Source organism: Corynebacterium sp. HMSC034E11 (assembly GCF_001835905.1).
GTDB classification, from domain to species: Bacteria; Actinomycetota; Actinomycetes; order Mycobacteriales; family Mycobacteriaceae; genus Corynebacterium; species Corynebacterium coyleae.
In genome coordinates, this window is record NZ_KV826385.1 from 118,833 (window position 1) to 141,309 (window position 22,477).

Annotated in this window: 20 protein-coding genes; 11 read left to right on the top strand and 9 right to left on the bottom strand. The window is 64.5% G+C overall.

Features of this window, described 5'->3' with window-relative positions:
- Positions 1-14: 14 nt before the first annotated feature.
- Positions 15-1,214, bottom strand: a complete 1,200-nt coding sequence (dnaN, locus tag HMPREF2690_RS02120) for a DNA polymerase III subunit beta (protein ID WP_070820042.1) — start codon at positions 1,212-1,214, stop codon at positions 15-17.
- 684 nt (positions 1,215-1,898) lie between these two features.
- The gene (gene dnaA, locus HMPREF2690_RS02125) at positions 1,899-3,485 is read right to left on the bottom strand and encodes a chromosomal replication initiator protein DnaA (RefSeq protein ID WP_070613775.1); all 1,587 of its coding nucleotides are present in this window, start codon (positions 3,483-3,485) and stop codon (positions 1,899-1,901) included.
- Positions 3,486-4,246: 761 nt separating this feature from the next.
- Between dnaA and rpmH the strand changes: the two genes are divergently transcribed.
- Genes rpmH through HMPREF2690_RS02160 form a run of 7 tightly spaced genes read left to right on the top strand, consistent with a single transcriptional unit; the run spans position 4,247 to position 8,788 of the window.
- Positions 4,247-4,384 carry a 50S ribosomal protein L34 gene (gene rpmH, locus HMPREF2690_RS02130; protein ID WP_070421912.1) on the top strand — a complete coding sequence of 46 codons (138 nt, stop codon included), beginning with the start codon at positions 4,247-4,249 and terminating at the stop codon, positions 4,382-4,384.
- Positions 4,385-4,399: 15 nt separating this feature from the next.
- Positions 4,400-4,753 (top strand): ribonuclease P protein component, encoded by a 354-nt coding sequence (rnpA, locus tag HMPREF2690_RS02135; protein WP_070568233.1) that lies wholly within the window; start codon positions 4,400-4,402, stop codon positions 4,751-4,753.
- The gene (gene yidD / locus HMPREF2690_RS02140) at positions 4,753-5,040 is read left to right on the top strand and encodes a membrane protein insertion efficiency factor YidD (RefSeq protein WP_070421910.1); all 288 of its coding nucleotides are present in this window, start codon (positions 4,753-4,755) and stop codon (positions 5,038-5,040) included. Before rnpA ends, yidD begins: the two co-directional genes overlap by 1 nt.
- A 9-nt stretch (positions 5,041-5,049) precedes the next feature.
- A complete protein-coding gene (gene yidC, locus HMPREF2690_RS02145) occupies positions 5,050-6,027 on the top strand; it encodes a membrane protein insertase YidC (protein ID WP_070483320.1) in 978 nt (325 codons plus the stop codon).
- Between the two features lie 4 nt (positions 6,028-6,031).
- A complete protein-coding gene (rsmG, locus tag HMPREF2690_RS02150) occupies positions 6,032-6,760 on the top strand; it encodes a 16S rRNA (guanine(527)-N(7))-methyltransferase RsmG (protein WP_371326003.1) in 729 nt (242 codons plus the stop codon).
- 27 nt (positions 6,761-6,787) lie between these two features.
- Positions 6,788-7,708: a ParA family protein gene (locus HMPREF2690_RS02155; RefSeq protein ID WP_141761175.1), complete on the top strand. Its 921-nt coding sequence runs from the start codon at positions 6,788-6,790 to the stop codon at positions 7,706-7,708.
- Between the two features lie 3 nt (positions 7,709-7,711).
- On the top strand, positions 7,712-8,788 hold the full coding sequence (locus HMPREF2690_RS02160; protein ID WP_070820044.1) for a ParB/RepB/Spo0J family partition protein: 1,077 nt from the start codon (positions 7,712-7,714) through the stop codon (positions 8,786-8,788).
- A gap of 528 nt (positions 8,789-9,316) precedes the next feature.
- Here the strand turns inward: HMPREF2690_RS02160 and HMPREF2690_RS02165 are convergent.
- The 7 genes from HMPREF2690_RS02165 to HMPREF2690_RS12340 form a co-directional block, all read right to left on the bottom strand.
- Positions 9,317-10,492, bottom strand: a complete 1,176-nt coding sequence (locus tag HMPREF2690_RS02165) for an N-acetylmuramoyl-L-alanine amidase (protein WP_070820045.1) — start codon at positions 10,490-10,492, stop codon at positions 9,317-9,319.
- A 48-nt stretch (positions 10,493-10,540) separates the two neighbouring features.
- Entirely contained in the window at positions 10,541-10,870 is a 330-nt protein-coding gene (gene trxA / locus HMPREF2690_RS02170; protein WP_070820046.1) for a thioredoxin, read from the bottom strand.
- Positions 10,871-10,880: 10 nt separating this feature from the next.
- A complete protein-coding gene (gene trxB / locus HMPREF2690_RS02175; protein WP_083320281.1) occupies positions 10,881-11,894 on the bottom strand; it encodes a thioredoxin-disulfide reductase in 1,014 nt (337 codons plus the stop codon).
- 10 nt (positions 11,895-11,904) lie between these two features.
- Positions 11,905-12,471, bottom strand: coding sequence for an RNA polymerase sigma factor (locus HMPREF2690_RS02180; RefSeq protein ID WP_070421903.1), 567 nt, complete (start codon positions 12,469-12,471; stop codon positions 11,905-11,907).
- A gap of 74 nt (positions 12,472-12,545) precedes the next feature.
- Entirely contained in the window at positions 12,546-15,950 is a 3,405-nt protein-coding gene (gene murJ / locus HMPREF2690_RS02185; RefSeq protein ID WP_070820047.1) for a murein biosynthesis integral membrane protein MurJ, read from the bottom strand.
- Positions 15,947-18,409, bottom strand: coding sequence for a DUF6049 family protein (locus HMPREF2690_RS02190; RefSeq protein ID WP_070820048.1), 2,463 nt, complete (start codon positions 18,407-18,409; stop codon positions 15,947-15,949). The genes murJ and HMPREF2690_RS02190 overlap by 4 nt, the downstream gene beginning before the upstream one ends.
- Positions 18,406-19,182: an NUDIX hydrolase gene (locus HMPREF2690_RS12340; RefSeq protein WP_083284711.1), complete on the bottom strand. Its 777-nt coding sequence runs from the start codon at positions 19,180-19,182 to the stop codon at positions 18,406-18,408. Before HMPREF2690_RS12340 ends, HMPREF2690_RS02190 begins: the two co-directional genes overlap by 4 nt.
- Before the next feature lie 129 nt (positions 19,183-19,311).
- Between HMPREF2690_RS12340 and HMPREF2690_RS02200 the strand changes: the two genes are divergently transcribed.
- From HMPREF2690_RS02200 to HMPREF2690_RS02215, 4 genes are read left to right on the top strand one after another with little or no spacing between them, the layout of a single operon-like run.
- Positions 19,312-20,736 (top strand): CCA tRNA nucleotidyltransferase, encoded by a 1,425-nt coding sequence (locus tag HMPREF2690_RS02200; protein ID WP_246819495.1) that lies wholly within the window; start codon positions 19,312-19,314, stop codon positions 20,734-20,736.
- Positions 20,729-21,337 (top strand): YqgE/AlgH family protein, encoded by a 609-nt coding sequence (locus HMPREF2690_RS02205; RefSeq protein ID WP_070449814.1) that lies wholly within the window; start codon positions 20,729-20,731, stop codon positions 21,335-21,337. Before HMPREF2690_RS02200 ends, HMPREF2690_RS02205 begins: the two co-directional genes overlap by 8 nt.
- Positions 21,338-22,057, top strand: coding sequence for an AzlC family ABC transporter permease (locus HMPREF2690_RS02210; protein ID WP_070820049.1), 720 nt, complete (start codon positions 21,338-21,340; stop codon positions 22,055-22,057).
- A complete protein-coding gene (locus HMPREF2690_RS02215) occupies positions 22,058-22,405 on the top strand; it encodes a branched-chain amino acid transporter permease (protein ID WP_070820050.1) in 348 nt (115 codons plus the stop codon).
- Positions 22,406-22,477: the final 72 nt, after the last annotated feature.

A 22,477-nucleotide genomic window follows, 5' to 3' on the forward strand; every position in this document is an offset into this window, starting at 1 on the left:
CAGGTCGCCCGCGACTAGCCCGGCAGGCGAACCGGCATCAGCAGGTACGTGAAGTACGTATCCGGGGTGGGGAACGTGCCGTTCTCGTCCGCCTCCGGCAGCTCCTCCGGCTCCGGGATCATGATCGCCGGACGCGACGGCTCCGTGAAGCCGAACACCACGCGGTTCGTGCCAATCACCGACAGGCCCTCGCGCAGGTAGCCGGCGTTGAAGGCGATGAGCAGTTCGTCGGCACCGGTGAAGGCGGCGTCGATGGTCTCCTCAGCCGCACCGGAATCCGCACCGGAGGAAAACAGCGTGACCTGGCCTTCCTTGAAGTGCAGACGCAGCTGCGCGTTGCGGTCCGCGACCAGGCTGACACGACGGATCGACTCCATCAGCGGCGCAACCTCAACCGACGCGATCGACGTGTGCTCCTTCGGCAACAACGGCTCCACTTTCGGGAACTCCGCATCCAACATGCGAGTCGTGGTTTCGCGGTTTCCGGTGTGCAGGCCAAACAGGCCCTCGCCGCCAATGTTGTCCTCGGAACCGACAGCGATCTCCACCGGCTCGTCGATACTCGTGTCCAGCGTACGAGCGTTATCCAACAGCGTCTTCGCCGGAACCAGCAGATCCGCCTTCACGTTCGCGCTCGCCGGCTCCCACGTCAGGTGACGCTGCGCCAGACGGAAACGGTCCGTGGCGGTAAGGGTGACATTCTCGCCGTCGATCTCCACATGGATACCCGTGAGCATCGGCAACGTATCATCACGGCCCGCAGCCGCCGCGACCTGCGTGACAGCACCCGTGAGCGACGCCGGCGAAATGCGACCCGTGACCTGCGGCAAGTGAGGCAACTGCGGGTAATCATCCAAGGACATAATCGGCAGCTCGAAGCGCGCTGCGGCACCCTGCAGCACCAGCTTCTGACCATCCGTGGTCACCTCAACCGGCTTATTCGGCATGTTCGCCACGATGTCCGCCAGGAGCTTGCCCGCTACAGCGACGCGACCAGGGTTAGACACCTCGGCGCCGATACGCACACGCGTGGACACCTCGTAGTCAAAGCCCGCGAATTCCAAACCATTGTCATCCGCAGTGATCACCACCGCGCGAAGCACCGGCTGCGTGTTCTTCGTCGGCAAACTGCGTGCAACCCACGCCGCGGCGTCAGAAAGGTCGTCCCGTTCGACGCGGAACGACACGTTGTTGTCACCGTTGATGTCAACCATGGCGGCGCAGACTCCTTGCACGTGGGTAGGGGCCGGATGTAATTACGCAACCACTCTAGGCGGGCACCCCGACACACGCCATTTCCGGGTGCCAGTTTTGTCATTCGCTCTTTGCCTCTCGACGCCTATCGACGAAGCCCCGGCGAGTTCTGCACACCGTCTCTTTCTCTTAGAAGAATTACAAGTAAATAGATGGGAACAACAGTAAGTCCTGGGGAATCTGTGGATTACACCTTATCTGCGCCGGTCATCTCGGCGATCCGTCTTGTGATTCAGGGTGTGGATAACTTGTGGATAACTACCTTCGCCTGTGGATAGATTTCTGTGCCTTTTGGAATTACACATTTTGTCCCGAGCTATCCACGGTTTGTCCACATTTCGCTCCCCAGCCGGTCAGCGGCCTTTTGTGACCAAGATCGCCTAATTACAACGGTGTAATTACACAGGTGTGGATAGGTCTGTGGATAGATCTAGGTTGGGTGGGGTTTGGCGTGGTTTTGGTGTGTTGTTGAGGCTCCCTGGCTGACACATTCCGCCAGAATCTGTCAGCCGTCGGCATCGCTGCTGGTCAGAAATGAACCCTGACAAATTTTGTGAAGTTTGTCAGGAAACGCCGTGCGGGAGGCGCGACAACCACAAAAAAAGGGAGCCCACCGGAGTGGACTCCCCTATTAACTCAACTGCCTACCGCGCGCGGGCCCGGTTCTTCACCAGTTGCGTGAGCTCCTGGATCTCGTCGTAGGTGCCACGGTTTTCTGTCATTTCCTTGCGGATCTTGCGGTCGGCGTACATGACGGTGGTGTGGTCTTTGCCGCCGAACTCGTCACCGATCTTGGGCAGTGACAGGTCGGTGAGTTCGCGGCAGAGGTACATGGCGATCTGGCGGGCGTGCGCTACCTGACGGGTTTTACCTGCGCCGACGAGCTGCTCCATGGTGACTTCGAAGTATTCCGCGGCGGCTTCTTTGATGGTGGCGGCGTTGATGTTCACGTCGCCTTCGTCGGGAAGAATGTCGCGCAGTGCTACCTGCGCAACTTCCATGGTGATTGGCTCGTTGATCAGCGAAGAGTAGGCGGAGACGCGGATTAACGCGCCTTCGAGTTCGCGGATCGACGACTCAAACTGCGACGCGATGAGTTCGAGCACGGCGTGGTCGACTTGGGTGCCGTCGGCGGCAGCCTTCTTCATCAGAATCGCGATGCGGGTTTCCAGGTCTGGCGGCTGCACGTCGGTGATCAGCCCGCCTTCGAAGCGGGTCCGCAGGCGGTCTTCCAGCGTGGTCAGTTGCTTCGGCGGGCGGTCGGACGACAGGATGATCTGCTTGTTTGCCTGGTGCAGCGCGTTGAAGGTGTGGAAGAACTCTTCCTGGGTGCCTTCTTTGCCTTCGAGGAATTGGATGTCGTCGACCATCAAAATGTCCAGGTTGCGGTAGCGCCGCTTGAAGGATTCTTGGCGGTCGTCGCGCACGGAGTTGATGTAGTCGTTGGTGAATTCCTCGGACGACACATATTTAATACGCAGCCCTGGCTGTAGGACGCGCGCGTAGTTGCCGGCGGCGTGCAGCAGGTGGGTCTTGCCGAGGCCGGAGCCGCCCCAGATGAAGAGGGGGTTGTAGGCCTTGGCGGGGTTTTCGGCGACGGCGACGGCGGCGCCGTTGGCGAAGCGGTTTGAGGAGCCGATGACGAAGTTTTCAAAGGTGTATTTCGGGTTGAGGCTGGCTTCGCGGTCGGGGTCGTGAGCTGGCTTTTCGCGCGGGATGCGGCGGTCCACTGTTGGATGAGCAGCTGCTTCTCGACGACGCCCCTCAACCTGAGCGGCATGCATCCGCGCCAGCTCATCGAGGCCCATTGGGATTTGTTCGCCGGCGGCGGGTTGTTCTGCTTCGTACTCCCCCGCCACGGTTTGGGATTGGCCCCAGGAGTGCTGCTGGACCGGCGGCGTGGGCGGCTGCACCGGTTCGGGTTCGGGTTGTGGTTCAGGCTCGGGCTCGGGTGCGGCGACGGAAACGGCCAGGTTGTAGGGCAGTCCGGTGTGGGAGGTCAGCAGCGCTGTGATGTGCGGGGAAAGGGAGTCTTCGACCACGTTTTTGGCGGCTTGGTGTGGTGCGGAGAGGAGGGCGTAGCCGTCGACAAGTACGACTGGCTTCATGAGCCGCAGGTAGGCGCGCTGCTGCGGGGTGAGTGTGGGGACCGAGGACGAGGGTTGCTCGGAGAGTCGGAGGAGTTCGTCGACGATGCCACGCCAAAGATCCTCGAGGTGTTGATCCGCCAAGGTCCGCTCCAGTCTGTCAATTTCCTGTAATTCCAAACTCACCGCTTGTTCCACAGGCGCTGAGGATGATCGGCTTGGCTCTCACCTGCCGATCCACAATGTTATCCACAGGTGTGGACAGCTTCGCACTGGGGAGTTGTCCACAAGTGAGATTCTGTCTGTGGATAACTGTGTGAATTTGAAAAACTATCCGTAGCCTGGGGAAATATCCGTCAGACTACGAAAGTCTCAACCATTACTTCACAGTTATCCACAGGGCTGTTGATGAACAGCCTGTGTGATTGTGGTGTTGAAACATTGTTACCCCGCCCGACCTCGCAGTGTCTAACGTTTTGTCATTCACCAAACTGTGGACAACTCCTGTCGTCGAACATGTGTCCCCATACTCACAGCTGCTCCGCAGGAAACTTCGGCGATTCGTTGCCCGACCTGCGAAAAAACACAAGCTTGTAATTACGGGGGCACCCGTTCGGGAGAGATAAGAAACCCGGAGTGTTGATTTGGCCGCGGCCGCAAATCTCGCGTAGTCTTAACCCCGTCTTCACGCCAGTTACCCCTGGCGTGCTTCACGAGAGCACCGCCCCCGCCGGGCACCGGGCCGCTTACCAAGGCGAGCCGGCGAAGGCGCTGCACGCGACTGCGCACCAATCCACTGGTGCCGAACCGCAATCTCGACGCACTCGTTTCAACTTTGGAACGGCCACTACCCCGGGAGGCTTTCACGAGCCGTCGGCCGTTCATGACCGCACAAGGAGTCCACCGTGTCTAAGCGGACTTTCCAGCCGAATAACCGTCGCCGCGCACGCAAGCACGGCTTCCGCGCTCGTATGCAGACCCGCGCCGGCCGCGCAATCGTTTCCGCGCGCCGCAAGAAGGGCCGCGCGAACCTTTCCGCGTAGTCTTACGCAACCATCGTGCTACCCCGCCCGCACAAACTCACTTCATCCGCCGACTTCAAAACGGCGATGAAGCAGGGAGTACGCGCGGGGTCTCGCACATTAATGGTCCATGTCTACCCACGCCCGGACGAGGTCATCACAGGTGGCCCACGTTTCGGGCTTGTGGTGTCTAAGCAGGTCGGCAACGCCGTGACCCGCCATGCGGTGTCGCGGAAGTTGAGGCATGTGGTGGTGCAACGTGGGGTCGTCGATAAGCTGCCGCGCAATTACGACGTCGTCATTCGCGCCCTGCCGAAGTCTGCCACCGCAACCAGCGACGACCTCGCGCGCGACATGGAGCGAGCCATTACCAAAGCGATGAACCGCTAATGGCGTACTACAACTTCGCCGGCGGCGAAATCCCCGCCGCCCGCGGACCGGCCGCCAAAGCGCTGGTCGGGCTGATTCGCGGCTACCAAAAATACCTCTCACCCCTTAAAATGGGCGGGACCTGTCGTTTTCTGCCGGTATGCAGCGCGTATGGGCTCGAAGCTGTGTCTCGGCACGGCGCTCTACGTGGTGGGATGCTGGCGGCGGCCCGGATCTGCAAGTGCGGACCCTGGCACCCGGGGGGCTACGACCCTGTCCCGGGCAGCATCGAATTGAGTGAGGAGTAACACCGAAACGTGCTGAATTTCATTTATTGGCCGATTTCCTGGGTGCTGAAGTTCTGGCACGAGGTTCTCGGCTTCATCCTTCCGAAGGATTCAGGTATTTCCTGGATCCTCGCCATCGTGCTGCTGACATGCACGGTGCGTCTGCTGCTGCTGAAGCCGATGGTGAACCAGATGCGGTCCACCCGCAAGATGCAGGAGATGCAACCGCGGATGCAGGAAATCCGCGAGAAGTACAAGGGCGACCAGCAGAAGATCGCGGAGGAGACGCAGAAGCTCTACCGCGAGATGGGTACCAACCCGCTGGCATCCTGCATCGTGCCGCTGGTGCAGATGCCGATTTTTATTGGCCTGCTGCACGTGCTGCGTTCCTTCAACCGCACCGGTGACGGCGGCGTTGGTCTTGGTTTCACGGTTGAGCAGAACCGCAACACCGCCAACTACGCCTTCCCGCCGTCGGACGTGCAGTCCTTCCTGGACGCGGACTTCCTCGGTGTGCCGCTGTCGGCGTACATGTCGATGCCGGAGGAGATGTTCGCAGCCTTCGGTAACGCTGACCTGACGCGTGCGAACATCATCGCCGTCTGTGCCCCGCTGGTCGTGCTGTGTGCTGCGTTTACGCACTTCAACGCTCGCATCATGATCAACCGCCAGGCCGCCCGCAAGGCTGCCGGCAAGACCGCGAAGCCGCAGGGCGAGATGGCCGCGATGATGGAATCCCAGATGGGCATGATGAACAAGATGATGCTCTGGTTCTTCCCCATCATGATTCTGGCCACCGGTGTCATCTGGCACATCGGCCTGCTGTTCTACATGCTGACCAACAACGTCTGGACCTTCTTCCAGACCCGTTTCCTGAACAACAAGATGGACGCCGAGGAGGCTGCCGAGGAGGCCCGCAAGGTGGAGATGAAGCGCACCACCGCGCCTGCCCCGGGTGCCCGCAAGGTGGATCGCCGCACGAAGAAGCAGCGCAAGCAAGGCAAGTAAGCATTTGCTTATCGACGACGCCCCGGCCCCACCCGGGGCATTTTTCATGCCCATATATATGGTGTGGGGCCGTGTCGTGGAGCCGACTACAGTGTTGTGCATGTCGGATACGTCCCCTGCAGCCGCAGCCCAAGTTTTCGGAGATCGCCTCGCATTAGCCGAGGCCTACCACCAGTCGCTGGCCACCACAGCCGCCGAGCGTGGCTTTATTGGCCCCAAGGAAGTCGCGCGCCTGTGGGAGCGCCACATCCTGAACTGCGCGGTGATCTCGGAGGCCTTCCAAGAGGGGCTGAAGGTGGCGGACATCGGCTCCGGCGCCGGGCTGCCCGGCATCCCGCTGGCGATCGCTAGGCCGGACCTGAAGATCACGCTCATCGAGCCGCTGCTGAAGCGCTCCACCTACCTGCGCGAGATCACCGAGGAGCTCGGCCTGGACAACGTCACCGTCATCCGTGGCCGCGCCGAGGAGCAGCCGAAGGCATCCTTCGACGCCGTGACCTCCCGCGCCGTGGCACCCTTGGGCAAACTTGCCGGCTGGTCGCTTCCGCTGCTGCAGGGCGGTGGGGCCATGATCGCCATGAAGGGCGAATCCGTCGCCGAGGAGCTGGAGCGCGACGCCAAGCTCATCGCCAAGGCTGGCGGTAAGGATCCCGAGATTCTCACCGTGGGTGCGACTACGCTTGAACAGCCAACCACCCTAATCCGCATCACCCGCAAGAAGAAGGGGGAATAAGTGGATCACTACGATGACACGCCTTTGATGGAGGAGGCGATGCGGGCGGCGAGGGTGTCGTCGAGAAGCGAAACGCTCCCGCGACCCGACCAACCCCGCGTGATCACCGTTGCCAACCAAAAAGGCGGCGTCGGCAAAACCACAACCAGCGTCAACCTCGCGGCGTCACTGAGCCGCCAAGGCATGAAAGTGCTGGTGATCGACCTGGATCCGCAGGGCAACGCCTCCACCGCGCTCGGCGCCGAGCACACCTCCGGCACCACCTCCAGCTACGAAGTACTCATCGGTGAGGCCGACGCCGCCGACGCCGTGCAGGCGCACGCAGACAACGAGAACCTGTTCTGCATCCCCGCCACCATCGACCTCGCCGGCGCGGAAATCGAGCTGGTGTCCATGGTGCGCCGCGAATACCGCCTCCACGACGCCATCCGTCGCGGCTTTTTGGACGAGTATGGCTTCGACTACGTGTTCATCGACTGCCCACCATCCCTCGGGCTGCTGACCATCAACGCGATGACCGCCGTCGACGAAGTCCTCATCCCCATCCAATGCGAGTACTACGCACTCGAAGGCGTGGGGCAACTGCTGGGCAACATCAGCATGATCCGCGAACACCTCAACCACAACCTGCACATCTCCGCGATCCTGCTGACCATGTACGACGCCCGCACCCGGCTTGCCGCCGACGTCGCCGACGAGGTCCGCGGCCAATTCGGCCAAGTCGTACTGAACAACGTCATCCCCCGCTCCGTGAAAGTCTCCGAAGCGCCGGGCTACGGCCAGACCGTCATCGACTACGACCCCGGCTCCCGCGGCGCACTCGCCTACTTCGACGCAGCCAAAGAACTCGCACTGCGCGGCGACTACCAACCCCACCCCACCACCGGCCCAATCGGCGTGAGCCCGGAAGTCTCCGCCCAACTCGACAGCACTTCCGAGGAGGACTAAACCATGGCAGAACGCAAAGGCGGCCTCGGCCGCGGACTGGCAGCACTGATCCCGTCGGCACCCGCAGACATTGACAAGAACGGCAAAACCCCCGGCATCGGCGGCAACGCCTCCGACGTGATCTTCGGCAAGCAGGACAAGGGCTCTGGTGCTGGTTCTGGTGCTGCGAAGAAGGGAGCGCCTAAGGGGGCGCCGAAGGGTGCGCCGCGGGCTGTGAAGGGCGCGCCGACCGTTACTGCGAAGCAGGACAACGTCATGCAGCCGGTGCCGGTGGGCGCCCGATACCAGGAAATCCCGATCGGCCAGATCATCCCGAACCCGAAGCAGCCACGCCAGGTCTTCGACGAGGATGAGCTCGCCGAACTGGTCCACTCCATCCGCGAGTTCGGCCTCCTCCAACCCATCGTCGTCCGCGACACCCCCGAAGGCTTTGAACTCATCATGGGCGAGCGCCGTTGGCGCGCCTCCTCCAAGGCAGGCCTCAAGCACATCCCGGCGATCGTGCGCGAAACCTCCGACGAGGACATGCTCCGCGACGCACTGCTGGAAAACATCCACCGCGTGCAGTTGAATCCACTCGAAGAAGCTGCCGCCTACCAGCAACTTCTCGACGAGTTCGGCGTCACCCAAGAACAACTCGCCGACCGGCTCGGCCGCTCCCGCCCCGTGATCACCAACGCGATCCGCCTGCTCAAGCTGCCGGTTCCGGTGCAGCGCCGCGTCGCCGCCGGTGTGCTGTCCGCCGGCCACGCCCGTGCGCTTTTGGGCATCAAACTTGGCGACGACACCACCGACGCCCAGACCCAACTCGCCGACCGCATCGTCGCCGAAGGCCTGTCCGTACGCGCCACCGAAGAGGCCGTATCCATGATCAACGCAGGCGGCAAGGTGCCCGACAAGCCGAAGCGCCAACCTCTCCCCCAGCCGGAGTACCTCAGCCAGGCCGCCGACTCGCTTGCCGACATCTGGGACACCAAAGTCTCCGTCACCATGGGCAAGCGCAAGGGCAAGATCGTCGTCGAGTTCGGCGACAAGGACGACTTCGAGCGCATCATGGGGCTCATCCAAGGCACCGACTAGGGGTTTTAGGCGGCTGGTTTGGGCGGTTGGTTTGGGTCGCCTGTGCGCCCGCGGTGTCCGCATGCCCGCTGTCGGCCTGCCACGCTGCCTGCCGTGCCCGCCACCGGCAGCCGATTCTGACAGATTCTGCCGGACTTTGTCAGGGTCGTTTCTGACCTGCACGTTTACCGGCGGCTGACAGATTCTGCCGCAATGTGTCAGTGATTGGGCGACGGGCGACGGGCGACTGCTGCCGCGATAGAGGTCGCGATCGAGGCCGTTGCCGCTCCCCTCACCAAAAAAGTTCCACGGAAATCGGCAGATCGCGTTAGGTCCGGGAACTATTTTCGGCCCGCGACGGCGCGACCTGGGCGAAGTGAACTATTTGGGCCCGGAATGCCAAGAAGATTCCCAGACGGGGAACTTTCTTGGGAGGAGAAGGCTGGGCGGCTTGGCGAGGGGGCCAGAACGGGCGCGAGAGCCTGGGCGTGCGGGCTGGGCAGAAAGGGCCGGGCAGAGAGGGCCGCAGCGGCGCCCAACAACCGGCGGTTAGGCCTGCTCTTCGCGCAGGAGCTCCTTGAAGGAGTAGGTGCCTGTCGGGCGGGTGTCGTGGTCCAGCAGGTAGAGGCGCTTCACGGCGACGACGACGGCTTCGGCGATGGCGTCGCGCTGGGCGGGGTCGGTAAGTACGGCCAGGTCGCCTGGGTTGGTGAGGTAGCCGGCCACGAGCTCCACCGACGGCATGCGGGTCATCCGCAGCATCTCCCAGGTGCGGGCGTGGTTGCGGCAATTCTGCAGGTCAGTGCGGGCAGCGATCTCGCGCTGGATGTAACCGGACAGGGTTTCGCCGGTCATCGAGGAGCTGCCGTGCTCGGAGCCGAAGTAGAAGGTGGCAACGCCGTTGGCCTTCTCGTTTGGGTAGGAATCCAGACGCAGTGAGATCAGCAGGTCGGCGTTGAAGCCGTTGGCCAGGTCGGCGCGGTGCTTGTTGGACGGGTTGTCGCCGCGCGGGCGGGACAGGATGGTTTCCATGCCGGTGGCGACCATGCGGCCCTCGATGCGCTGGGCGAGGTCCCAGAGGATCTCCTCCTCCGTGATGGGACCATACGGGCCCTCCACAACCAGGCCCTTGTCGGAACCACCGAGGTCAGGGTCGATGACTACGCGCTTACCGGCGAGGTTCGGTCCGGCCTGGCGGACGGTTTCGCGCTCACGGATCGCCTGGGCGGAACCTCCGGTGATGCGGCGGCCAAGCAGGGACAATGCATGCAACGTGTCGGGGCCGCACACACCGTCGTCTTCCAAACCGGAGTTCAACTGGTAGTTCATCAACGCTTCGTAGGTCGCGGGGCCGAAGCGGCCGTCGATGCGGTTGGAGTAAAAGCCGAGCTCGTGAAGCTGCGTCTGCAACTGACCCACATCGTCGCCGACCATTTCCTGGCCCGGCTGGTAGCTCAGCACGCGCGCGCCCAACGTGTAGGAGGCTTCGCGCAGCTCGCGGAGCGTCAGGTCGTCGATGGAGCCAGACGGCAAAATGCCGCGAGATTGTTGGAAGGCTTTGAGGGCTTCGGCGAGGGTGTCGTCGAAAAGCATCTCGCTTTCGGTGAAGCGACGCGTGCTATCGATTTCGCCTTCGTATCCGTCGAGGAGACCGAGGCGGGCCAGCGACAACCGAACCTCGGCAACCCGCGTGCTGGAGTCGCCAACGTGCAGCAAGTCTTGCACTAAGCACCTAACTTTCCCGGTCGAAAAAACAAAACCAACTACAACAGCTTACGCGTCGAGCTGCGCCTGGATCTTAGCGACGATCTCCGACTTCGGACGCAGACCCACAAACTCGTCGACGCGCTTGCCGTCCTTGAACAGCAGCACGGTCGGAATGGACATGACCTGGAACATTGCGCCCAGGGTGCGCTCGTTGTCCACGTTGACCTTGGCTACCTTAACCTGGCCTGCCATCTCCGACGCGATCTCATCGAGCAACGGGGAGAGTTTGCGGCACGGGCCGCAGCACTCTGCCCAGAAGTCCACGAGCACCGGGGTGTCGGACTCGATGACCTCGCTCTTGAAGGTGGCCTGGGTGACATCTACTGGTGCGCTCATGGCCGTTAGTTTACAGCTCCGCGAGATAGTGCTGTGCGTCCAACGCGGCACGGCAGCCCGAACCAGCCGCCGTGATGGCCTGACGGTATGTCTTGTCCACCAGGTCACCGCAGGCGAACACGCCAGCAACGCTGGTGCGTGTCGACGGATCCTCCACCGAAACGTAACCGCCCTCGTCCACAGCAACCTGGCCCTCGAGGAAGCCGGAGCGCGGATCGTGGCCAATGGCGACGAACAACGCGTTGGCATCCAGGACGGACTCTTCGCCGGTTTCCACGTTGCGTACGTTCAGTCCGCCGACCTTGCCGTCTGCCTCAACGACGGACTCGACGACGGTGTTGGTGACAAACTCGATCTTCTCGTTCTGTCGCGCGCGCTCCAGCATGATGGCGGAGGCACGGAAGTTCTCCGAACGGTGGATCAGGGTGACCTTGTAGCCAAACTTGGTCAGGAAGGTTGCTTCCTCCATTGCGGAGTCGCCACCACCGACGACGGCGATGTGCTGGTCTTTGAAGAAGAAACCGTCGCAGGTGGCGCAGGTGGACACGCCACGGCCGGTCAGTTCGGCCTCGCCCGGGATGCCCAGGTGGCGTGGGGCTGCACCGGTGGCAAGGATGACGGCGCGGGCGTGGAACTCCTCGTCGTCCACGAACACTTTCTTAATCTCGCCGGAGAAGTCCACGCGGTCTACCAGTTCAGGGCGCAGGTCTGCACCAAACTTTTCGGCCTGCTCGCGCATGTTGCCCATCAGGTCTGGGCCGAGCACACCCTCGGGGAAGCCGGGGAAGTTCTCCACGTCGGTGGTGTTCATGAGTTCGCCGCCGAACTCGTAACCCTCGAATACGAGGGGCTTGAGCTCGGCGCGAGCGGCGTAGAGCGCGGCGGTGTAGCCGGCCGGTCCGGAGCCGATGATGATCACATCGTGGATGGTGTCTACATCGGTGCGGGCGGTGGCGGGTTCCGTTGCGGAATCGCCGCTTTCGTCGGTCTGCGGGGTAACGAAATTGAATCCGGAGAAGTTCATATCGGTGAGTCTAGCTGCTTGTTAACCTCTCCCCGATTGCTGCAGCTACAGCCTCTCGGGCACGGTATCTCCGGGACTTCACGGTGCCCGGTTTCACGCCTAATTCGTGGGCGGCGTGCTCGACGGACATGCCTGCGACATCGATCAGCCACAGTGCCTTACGCTGCCCCGACGGCAACACGTTGAGCGCCTGGCGCATCGCGATGGTGCGTTCCATGGCCTCCATGGGGTTGTAGGCGAGGTATTTGTTCATGTCGCTGCTGACGGCCACGGCGTCGTCGTCAAGACTTGCCTGTGCGCCCGCGCGCGTGAACTTGCGTTGGTGGTCGATGGCGGCGTTGATGGTCATACGGTGCAGCCACGTGGATAGCTTCGCTTCCCCGCGGTAGGTGTGCAGGCTGCGTGCCGCTTTGAAGAACGCGTCCTGGACGATGTCCTGCGCGTCTTGGTCGTTGCGCGTGTAGTTGCGGGCCACGTAGTACATGGCTTTGTGGTGGCGTTTGACGATCTGCCTGAACGCTCGTCGGTCCCCGTCGAGGTATTGGGCGACTAGAGCCCGGTCATTGCGGTAATCCATGATTCCCCCCAGAAAAGTGTTGACCCCCAGTGTGCACGACCCCTGCCCCGAAGGGAAGGGGTCAATTGCACAATCTATTGGACATCCACATGCCCTGCTAACGAAACTTCCGAAATTTCGAGCGGTTTCTGCTCCGCCGGGGTGAAGGAGATGATCACCTCGGTCAGCGCGCCGGTGTAGTCCACATCGGCACTGATCTGGCCGGTGCGCACCGTGCCCTCCGACAGCACCACAGGCGCTTGACCACCTGCGGGTACGCCGGAGATGGTGAAGGTTGCGCCGGTTGCGCCGGAGGCGTCGATAAGCACTTGCTCGAGGTCGAACGGCTGACCGTTGCTTTGCTTGACGACGAGATCCCCTCCGACCTCCCACTTCGTGGCCCGATCACCGTCAACGGCGGCGTGAGCATCAGAGCCGGCAACAGCCTCCAGCGGTGCGATGAGCACGGGCACGCGTGGGGCGGGCGCCACGGAGGATGTCGCGACGGCTTCCTCTTCTTCCTCCCCGGAGACGATGTCCACCAGGTAGGTCGTCAGCACACCGATCGCCACTGCGGCAGCCACGGCCACCAGGGTGACCAGCGCGATTGTCAGCGGCTTGGTGCGGCCGCTGCCGAAGCCACCGTGGATGACGTCCGGGTCCTCCACGTGCTCGGGCACGGGCTCGACGGACTCGGGCACCTCGACGACGGGGATGGTGTCGGTCGGGGTGTCGTCTTCCTCGCTGTGGCGGCGCGAGCCTGGCAGGTTGGCCGCGTCTTTCAGGGCGGTGGCGATTTCGCGGAAGGCGGCTTGGTCGACGGCGTCGGCGTCGACAAGCGCACGCGTGCGGGCGGTGATCTCGGCGAGGTCGTCGGAGGTGACGTTGGAGGTCAGCAACTCCAGGGCTGCGGCGAACGCCTCGGCGTCGGTCGGCTTCGTCGCATCCGGCAGGACGGCCGGGAATGCGAGGCGCACGATGCCGTCTGTATCAATGCGCAACTGCTGGCGGTTGTCCAGACCCAGCGGCACGCCGGCCTCGTGCGCGGTGGCCAGCGCAGCAGCCAGCGGCACGAGTGCATTGGCGACGGCCTCCGTGTGCAGCGTCTGGCCCGACTCCGCAACAGCCTTCACCGAGGAGCCCTCGATCCAGTCGGACACCACAACGGCGCCGGAGCGGAACGACAGGATCTCCACGTGGTCCGGCAGCGCCGGCAGGTGCATGTTGACCAGCTGGCGGGTACGGCGCGCGATACCGGCGGCCTGGAGGGCGGCCTCGCGCGGGGTGGCGGGCGCCATCGGGGCGGCACCGGTGGTGTCCACGAACGTCAGCGCGACGTCGCGGCCAGTGGCAATCTCGCGCGCCTGCCAGAAGCGGGCGCTGGAGGTGGCGCCGTGGTCGCGGATGAGTCGGAAGCGGCCGTCGGACACGGACGCACCGGGCACGAGGCGCGGGCCGCGGACGACACCGGCGGACATCGGCGGCGGTACCGGGGAGGCGTTGAAGGTGTCGGCGGCGAGGAACTGGTTGGACATTTCGCGCGGGTCGACCTGGCCCACTTCGAGGCCGCGGTCGGCGTCGGCGGTGATGAACCGGCCTAGGCCCGGGATGCGGCCCACAGCGGAGCCCAGGTTCTGCACCTCAGGCAAGCCGGAGCGCGACAGCACGACGCCGGTGACGATGAGGAACAGCACGCCGAGCAATGCGATCTCGATCAGCGAGCCCAGCGACGGCGCACCGATCATGCGCCCAAGGGCTTCCGGGAGGTGGAGGCCGGCGATATCGCGAAGCAACCAGCGCACACCGAACACCACTGCAACACCGACGGCGGACGCGCCGATCGCCCACAAGGACGTGTGCAGCACCTCGCGGGCCTGCAGGGTGCCCAGTTTGCGGCGCAGCAGCAGCGCACCGATGATCGCGCCGGCGACGAAGCCGAAGCCGTTTGCCGCACCGAGCAGGATGACCACGTGGCCCGGCTCGCTGGCGATGGTCGGCGCCAGCATGGACAGCGCAATTTTGGTGCCGGTGATGCCGGCGATGATGAACGTCGGCGTCCAGGCCTCCTCGCGCGCGTAGAACACACGCAGGTGCAGCATGACCAGCGCGTACGGGATGAGCGTGAACGCGGCGGCGCTGATGGTCAGGCCGAGGGTGTAGGCGGCTTCGTCGCTAAATGAGCCGTAGGCGAACAGGGCGCTGGCGATGTCGGGGCCGAGCGCCGTCATGAACACGATGATCGGCAGCAGGGCGATAAACGTCAGTTTGGTGCCCATGGTCAGGTCGTGCACAACGGCCTTGTCGTCGCCGTCGGCGGCGTTGCGCGACAGGCGCGGCATGATCGCGGTCAGCAGGGTCACGCCGATGATGCCGTATGGCATCTGCAGCAGCATCCAGTGCTGTTGGTAGATGAACTGTGCCGCCGGGTCCGCCGCGAACGCGATGCGGGTGGTGATCACGTAGCCCAGCTGGCTGATCGCCACATAGGTGATGATGGCCAGGGCCATGCCGCCGAACTGCTTGAGGCGCTCGTCGATCCCCCACAGCGGCCGCAGGTCGATGCCCAGTTTGCGCAGTGCGGGCAGCATGATCAGGCACTGCACCACCACGCCCGCGGTGGTGCCCAGGCCAAGCAGCATGACGTGCGGATTGCTTATCGACGACGGTGCCGCCGGATTCAACGTCCCCGGCAACGCCATATACGCCACCAGCACCGCAATAGACACGACGTTGTTCGCCACCGGCGCCCATGCGCCCGGCCGGAAGTGTTCCTTCGTGTTCAGGATGGCCATGAACAGGGAGAACATGCCGTAGAAGAAGATCTGCGGCAGCAGCAGGTAGGCAAAGGATGTGGTTTGGACGAGGTTGCCTGTGGAGTCCTCGTCCAGCATCATCTCGGTCAGCCACGGCGCGCCGACGACGGCGAGCAGCGTGACCACCGTCATCAGTGTCAGCGTGAGCGTGAACAGGCGACGGATGAACGCGGCGCCGTGGTCGGCGTCCTCTTTCTCCGCGCGGACGAGCACCGGCACGACGAGTGCGGTGAGCACGGAGCCGAGCACGATCTCTGTGATCAGGTTCGGCAGCGTGTTGGCGGTGTTGAACGCGGAGGCGACAACCTCGCCGAGCGCTGCACCGATGAGCACGGTGCGGATGAAGCCGGTGATGCGCGAGATCAGCGTGGCAATCGCCATCGAGCCGGTGGCGCGGACGACCTTTTCGCCCTCGCTGGGTTCGGTGTCCTCGGCAGGCTCGGCGGGCTCGGCGACCGCAACGCTTGTCGCGGCTGTGGCGACTGCGGCGGCGTCGTCAGCCGTCGGCGGCGGGGCGATGGTCTCGCCCTTGGGGCTGGTGGTCAGCAGGGACTTGTCCGGCAGGCCGGTTGCCGCCGGGGTGGGCGGCTTCGGCTCGCGCGGGGCCGGTACTGGCGCCGGTGGTGCCGGGGCGACGATGCGGCGGCGCAGGCCAGCCTCGGGCTGGCTGTTGTCCTGTGCTGTCACGGCTGTCTCCGTTCACGTGGGTTGCTGGGCGGTGGGCGTTTGGTCGGGCGCCTGTTCGGCGGTGCTTTCCTGCGGGTGATGAGCAGGAGCGCCAGCATCGCGGCGATCAGCGCGCCGGCGAGCGCCCACCCGCCGAGTTGGAGCCCGGCGGTGCGCACGGAGATGTCCACCGGGCGCGAGATCGGTTGGGCCGAGGCACCCGCGAGGTAAAGCTGCAGGTCGGTGCCGCGGTTGTTGTCGGGCAGGTCGGCGGTCATCTGGACGGTGACGGAGCCGCGTGCGGGGATCTTCAGCGTCCCCGGCACGTTCAGTTTCGCGCCGTCGGGCCCCCAGTAGCGGATCTGGGTTTGCACCGGCAGCGGCATTCCGTTTTGGGCGACGATGAGCAGTGGGCTTGACGACGACGCCCTGGTGTACACGTTCCCCGGCGGGATCAACGTCACGGAATCGCGCAGATCGTTCAGCGTTGCCCGGCTGGCGGCGAGGCGGTCGCCGGTGGCGCGCACGGCGTCGTCGTAAAGCGAAAGTGCCCTGCGTCTGTTGGTGCTGAGCGCGACGAGCATGTCGCGGCGCAGTGGCAGGGTGAAGCCGTAGCGGGTCAGCGCGATGGCGGGGTCGTTTGCCATGAGCGCGGTGATGTCGTTGATGAAGCTGTTTTGCTGCGTGACCTGCAAGATTTCTGCGTCGGTGAAGGCGGCGGGGTCCGAGAATGTGGCCGTGGTGTCGGCGGGTGGGACCTCCGGCGGGGCGGCGAGGTAGTCGCCGAACGAGATCGGGCGGGAGGTTCCGTCGGCGATCAGGCCCGCGACCGTGCCCAGGAGCACCGCGGCGGTTTTCGCGTCCCACGTTGCCGGCGGGTTGATCATCACGGGTTGGGTCGGTGCGTCGCCCTCACCCGTGGTGGCGCTCTGGGCGGCAAGCCGCATCGCTGCTGCGGCGTTCACATCGCGCGCGGTATTGGAATCCCGGGTGTAGTCGAAACGCAGGCCCGGGTTGGAATACCCCGGCGTGTCCGGGTGCTCCCCCGTCGCCGCTAGCACCGCGGCCAGCGAATCCTGGTACCCGACCTCCATCACGCCGGCAGTGTTCCACGTGAAACGTTGCGCATCCGCAGGCTTTGCGACGAGCACCTGCACCGGCACCTCCGGCACCGGCGCCGCCGCGCCCGAGAAGTCTGCGAGCTCCGCGCGTTCGAGCGCGCTCTGGTGGGAGTTGGCTTCGGCGTCGGGCGCGCTGTCAGCTTGGGCCGCCTCCCACGCGGCGTGCATCCCGCCGTCGAACACCGTGGAGCGGGTGTGGTCCGCCCAGCCAAGCGCCGGCCCGGCGCCCGCCTCGATGTAGCCGGTGCCGGCGACCACCGTATTGATCGTGCCTGCCGTGCCCAGCACCCGCTGCAGCACGAACGGGCCGCGCTCGACGGCTTCGCGCATCAGCCACGGATCACCCGTACGCGCCACCGCGTTGAGGTCCGCGTTCGCCCACGGCAGCGCCACGGTGCAGCCGGTCGCGGCGATCTCGCGCACTTTGTCCAGCCACGCCTTCGCGTCCTCGGCTCCCGTGCCTGGGGTACCGGGAGTGTCCTCGTTCGAACCCCAGCTGTCGCGCAGACGCTTCGGTTCCTCCACCACGGCGGGGCGCGAATCACTGACGGTGTAGCCGCCGGTCATGCGGTCCACTGTGTCCACCAGCGCCGGGTCGAGCGCCATGCAGGTGGCGTAGCCAACCTCAGGGGTTTCCACCGCCTTGCGGTACTGCTCCACCAGGGTGTCCAGGCGCCCGCCGGGCGCGAGTTGTTCCGCCAGTGCGTCGCTCTGCAGCACTAGCGGCGGGTCCTCGGGGGCCTCGCCGGTCTCTCCCGGCACGATATTCACCGGAGCGGAGACCGGGTACAGGGCGGTCAGCCCGCCCGGTTCGACGTCGTCGGCCGACCCGCGCACGGCCAAGTGGAAGCGGTCGGTGTCCAGGGTGGCGCTGGTGTCGTCGATAAGTTGCAGCATCATCGGGTACACGCCGATGCCGCCGGGCGCGGTCATCTGCAGCGACAGCTCGGCGCTTTCGCCGGGGCGCAGCCGGGTATCCACGACCACCTCGTCGCCCACAACGCTGTACTCCCCCACCCCGGCGACGGCGGCCACGCGCTGCTCGGAGACGGAGCCCACCGGCGCGGCGCGACGCGTGAGCACTTTGAGGCCCTCGAGGGTTGTGTCGGTCTGATTGGTCACGCGAAGTTTCACGTGAAACGGATCGTGCGCGGAGACGACCGCGGGGGCGTCGATAAGCGACACGCGCGCGAGCTGGCCCTCACCCGGGCGCACCGCCGGGTTGACCCACTGCTCCGCAACCTCAGGGTTCTTCGGGCTCACCGGCACCGCAGGCACCGCGCGAGCCGGGGTCGCTGACGGGACCGCCAGCGCCACCGCAACCGCGGCCGCAGCTAGACGGGAAATCGGCCGAATCATCGCGGGGTAGACCTTCCGGCGGCGACTTCCTTCCGAGCCAGCTCAGGCATCCGGTCAAACGCGATACGCGCCAGTTTGCGCTCGTCGGCATACGCAAGGTGCTCCATCAACTCGCTCATGGGCACCCAGGCCACTTCGGTGACCTCCGGGTCTTCGTCGTTAAACACGCCGTCCACAAACCGCAGCAGGTTGTGGTGCACCGTCTTGTGGATCCGCACTCCGTCGGACACAAACCAGTAATCAATGGTGCCCAGGGTGTCGAAGGCCTCGCCGGTAATACCGGTCTCCTCCCAGACCTCACGCTCTGCGGTGCGCCACTGGTGCTCGCCATCCTCGACGTGGCCCTTCGGCATCGACCACAACAACCGCCCACGGCGATCCAGCCGGCCAATCAGCGCGACGTAGATGCGGCTCATGTCTACCTTGCCGTCCGGGCCGACAGCCTCCGCCATACCGGAGACCACCAGACCACCGGCCGAGGTCTCGTCGCGCACCTCCATCGAAGAGTCGTGCTGGCGGTTGTACTGCGAATGACGGCGATGCTGGTTGCGGTTTCGGTTCCGCTGATTCCCGCGCCCGCCCCTCCGGCGGTTGTTCGGGTTACGGCGACGGTGTTGCTTCTTCTTCGGCTTGTCGCCGCCTTCTGATTGGTTCTTGTCTTGGCCCTGCTGGTTTTTATTCTGGCCGCCGCGGCGCTTCCGCGGACGACGCCGCCCGCCGGATCCCCCCTTACCGCTGGGGGGACCCGGTACAGGCCGCGTGTTGTCACTCATTCGTGCCATGCTATCCGGCTTCAGGCCGGTTGTGGTACTCCACGCGCGGGGGTGGCGGGTATCGTGTCCAAGGTGACAAAGCTTTTCGACATGCCCGATCCGAACGACCCACTTGCCCCCGCCGCGTTGATGGCCCGAGCGCAGGGGGTCGTCGAGAAGCAATCTGCCCTGCTGGAGCCGCTTGCCCGACTCTTCGCCGAGCGCGGCGAGTCCTTATATATTGTTGGCGGTTCCGTCCGCGACGCCATGCTGGGCCGCGGGGTGCACGATTTGGACTTCACTACCTCCGCCCGACCTGCGGTTATCCAGGAAATTCTCGCGGAGTGGGGCGAGAAAGTGTGGGACACCGGCATCGAGTTCGGCACCGTCTCCGCGATCCGGCACGGCGAAACCGTGGAAATTACGACGTTCCGCTCCGATCTTTACGACGGCATCACCCGCAACCCCGAAGTCACCTTCGGCGACACCCTCGAAGGCGACCTCGTGCGCCGCGACTTCGCCTGCAACGCGATGGCTATCGAGCTCTCGCTTGTCGACGACCACCTCGCCCCCACCTTCCACGACCCCGTCAACGGCCTGTCTGACCTGGTCGTGGGCGTGCTGGACACCCCGCAGGAGCCGGAGGTGTCGTTCCGCGACGACCCGCTGCGCATGCTGCGCGCCGCCCGCTTCGTCTCCCAACTGGGCTTTACGGTGGCCGACCGCGTCTTCGATGCGATGCGCGACATGGCAAGCGAGATCGAGCGCATCACCGCCGAGCGCGTCCAGGCCGAGCTAGACAAACTCATGTGCGGCTCGCGCCCCTGGGAGGGCATCGACCTGCTCGTGGCCACCGGTGTTGCCGAGTACATCCTGCCCGAGATCCCTGCCCTGCAACTCGAGACCGACGAGCACATGCAGCACAAGGACGTCTACCGCCACTCCCTGACCGTGCTGCGCCAGGCCACCGAACTTGAAGACTCGGACGAAGGCCCTGACCTGAAGCTGCGCTGGGCGGCGCTCATGCACGACATCGGCAAACCCGCCACTCGCGCGCCGAAGGAAGGCGGCGGCGTGACCTTCTACCACCACGAAGTGGTCGGCGCGAAGATGACCCGCAAGCGCCTCAAGGCCCTGAAGTACCCGAAGCACGTCATTTCCGACGTGGGCCAGCTCGTGTTCTTGCACATGCGTTTCCACGGCTTCGGCGAGGGGCAGTGGACCGATTCTGCCGTGCGCCGTTACGTCACCGACGCCGGCGAATTGCTGCCTAAGCTGCACAAACTCGTTCGGGCCGACTGCACCACCCGCAACCCCAGGAAGGCCGCGCGCCTCCAGCGCACCTACGACCACCTGGAGGAGCGCATCGCCGACATCGCCGCCAAGGAGGACCTCGCTCGCGTGCGCCCGGACCTGGATGGCAACGAGATCATGGAGATCCTCGGCCTCGAACCGGGCCCGGAGGTTGGCAAGGCGTGGAAGTATCTGAAGGAACTGCGCCTCGAGCGTGGCGAGCTCGACCACGACGAGGCCGTCGCCGAACTCAAAACCTGGTGGGAGAACGAGAATGCCTGAGTACTTCTACGCCGATCGCCTCTTCAACGCCCTGGAGCGCACTGATCCCGAGCCGGGCATGTTGCTCGTCGCCGCTCCCGGCATGTACTCCCCCGAGTTCGCCCGCACCGTGGTGCTCATCATCGAGCAAAGCGCGGAGCGCACCCTCGGCGTCGTGTTGAACCGACGCAGCGAGACCGCCCTGGCGAACGTGATCCCCGCGTGGGCCGACCTCGCCGCAAAGCCGCAGGCCGTGCACATCGGCGGGCCCGTCCGCCCCGAGGCCGCAGTCTGCCTCGGCGTCACCTCCCCCGGCGTGGACATCGACGCTAACCCGTACTTCCAGCGCATGGCCAACCGCCTCGTGCTGCTCAACCTCAACGTTGAACCGGAGCTTGTCTCCGCCGACATCGACGGCGTCCGCATCTTCGCCGGCTACGCCGAGTGGGAGCCGGGCCAACTCGACGAAGAGATCCTGCGCGGCGACTGGTTCGTCGCCCCTGCACTGCCCTCCGACGTGATCGCTCCGGCGGGTGCGGATTTGTGGGGGGACGTGATGCGTCGCCAAGCAATGCCCTTGCCACTGTTCGCGACGTTCCCCGCGAGCCTGGAGGACAACTAATTGGGTGTTTCACGTGAAACACAGCAGCAGATTCGCCAGGGTCTGAAGGACTCGTGGCTCGTCGGCCTCGGTTTGGTGCCGCTCGGCCTGGCGTTTGGGTTGCTGGTCACGCAAGCCGGTTTTGCATGGTGGTGGGCCCCGATCTTCTCCGTCATCATCTACTCCGGCTCGATGGAATTCCTGGCCATTGGCATGGTGACCAGCGGGTTCGGCGTGTTTTCCTCCGCGCTGACCGCGTTCATGGTGAACTTCCGCCACATCTTCTACGGCCTCACCTTCCCCCGCGACGTCGCGCGCACGGGCCTCCCGCGCCTGTACCTCACCTACGGCGTGACCGATGAGCTCTACGCGCTGACGTCCACGCTCGTCGCTAATGGCGCGCGCCTGACTCATGCCCGCCTGATGGCCAGCGCGATGCTGATCAACGCGTCGTGGATCCTGCCGGGCATCATCGGCGCACTCGTGGGCAACCTCATCCCAGAGGACATCGAAGGCTTCGAATTCGCTCTCACCGCCCTGTTCGCCGTCCTCGCCTACGAGGCATTCCAAAGCAGCAAGGACCTCTCCGCCCCACTCATCGCCGGCGCGCTGGCCGTGGTCGCGGCGTTCATCTTCCCCGACCAGATGATCATCATCGGCCTCCTCGCCTACTTCGGCGTGCTGTTGCTGCGGTTCTGGGCACCGCGTATCGACGACCTCCTCACCTGGCAGGTGAAATAAATGAGCACCCTCGGACTCCCCGACGGCGTCACCCTCGGCATGGCCGCCGCCGTGATCATCCCGGCCGGCATCGTGACCTTCCTGCTGCGCGCCCTGCCCTTTACCTTGGCGCGGTACCTCAAGGGCAGCCCGTTCATCGACTTCCTCGCCGTCCTCATGCCCGTCGGCGTGATGACCGTCCTGGTCGTGTACACCATCGCGGGCGAAGCTGGAAACCCCGGCCGCTTCTGGTCCGCCCTCGCGGCTTTGGTGATTACGTTCGTGCTCCACGCCTGGCGACAGCGCGCCGACCTCTCCATCTTCGCCGGCACCGCCGTGTACATGCTGCTGGTGAACCTGGTGGTGTAGAGCGCTTATATCGCCAGGCAACCCGATAACGTTACGGTTAAATTACGTTTGGTCACAGGTTGTTGGCTGTGC

Excerpts from the sequence above, each read along its gene's own strand:
- dnaN (WP_070820042.1), bottom strand. The coding sequence starts at position 1,214 with ATGGTTGACATCAACGGTGACAACAACGTGTCGTTCCGCGTCGAACGG.
- HMPREF2690_RS02155 (WP_141761175.1), top strand. The coding sequence starts at position 6,788 with ATGGAGGAGGCGATGCGGGCGGCGAGGGTGTCGTCGAGAAGCGAAACG.
- HMPREF2690_RS02180 (WP_070421903.1), bottom strand. The coding sequence starts at position 12,471 with ATGGATTACCGCAATGACCGGGCTCTAGTCGCCCAATACCTCGACGGG.
- HMPREF2690_RS02160 (WP_070820044.1), top strand. The coding sequence starts at position 7,712 with ATGGCAGAACGCAAAGGCGGCCTCGGCCGCGGACTGGCAGCACTGATC.
- HMPREF2690_RS02190 (WP_070820048.1), bottom strand. The coding sequence starts at position 18,409 with ATGATTCGGCCGATTTCCCGTCTAGCTGCGGCCGCGGTTGCGGTGGCG.
- trxA (WP_070820046.1), bottom strand. The coding sequence starts at position 10,870 with ATGAGCGCACCAGTAGATGTCACCCAGGCCACCTTCAAGAGCGAGGTC.
- HMPREF2690_RS02200 (WP_246819495.1), top strand. The coding sequence starts at position 19,312 with ATGGCCCGAGCGCAGGGGGTCGTCGAGAAGCAATCTGCCCTGCTGGAG.
- HMPREF2690_RS12340 (WP_083284711.1), bottom strand. The coding sequence starts at position 19,182 with ATGAGTGACAACACGCGGCCTGTACCGGGTCCCCCCAGCGGTAAGGGG.
- trxB (WP_083320281.1), bottom strand. The coding sequence starts at position 11,894 with ATGAACTTCTCCGGATTCAATTTCGTTACCCCGCAGACCGACGAAAGC.
- yidD (WP_070421910.1), top strand. The coding sequence starts at position 4,753 with ATGGCGTACTACAACTTCGCCGGCGGCGAAATCCCCGCCGCCCGCGGA.
- HMPREF2690_RS02205 (WP_070449814.1), top strand. The coding sequence starts at position 20,729 with ATGCCTGAGTACTTCTACGCCGATCGCCTCTTCAACGCCCTGGAGCGC.
- HMPREF2690_RS02215 (WP_070820050.1), top strand. The coding sequence starts at position 22,058 with ATGAGCACCCTCGGACTCCCCGACGGCGTCACCCTCGGCATGGCCGCC.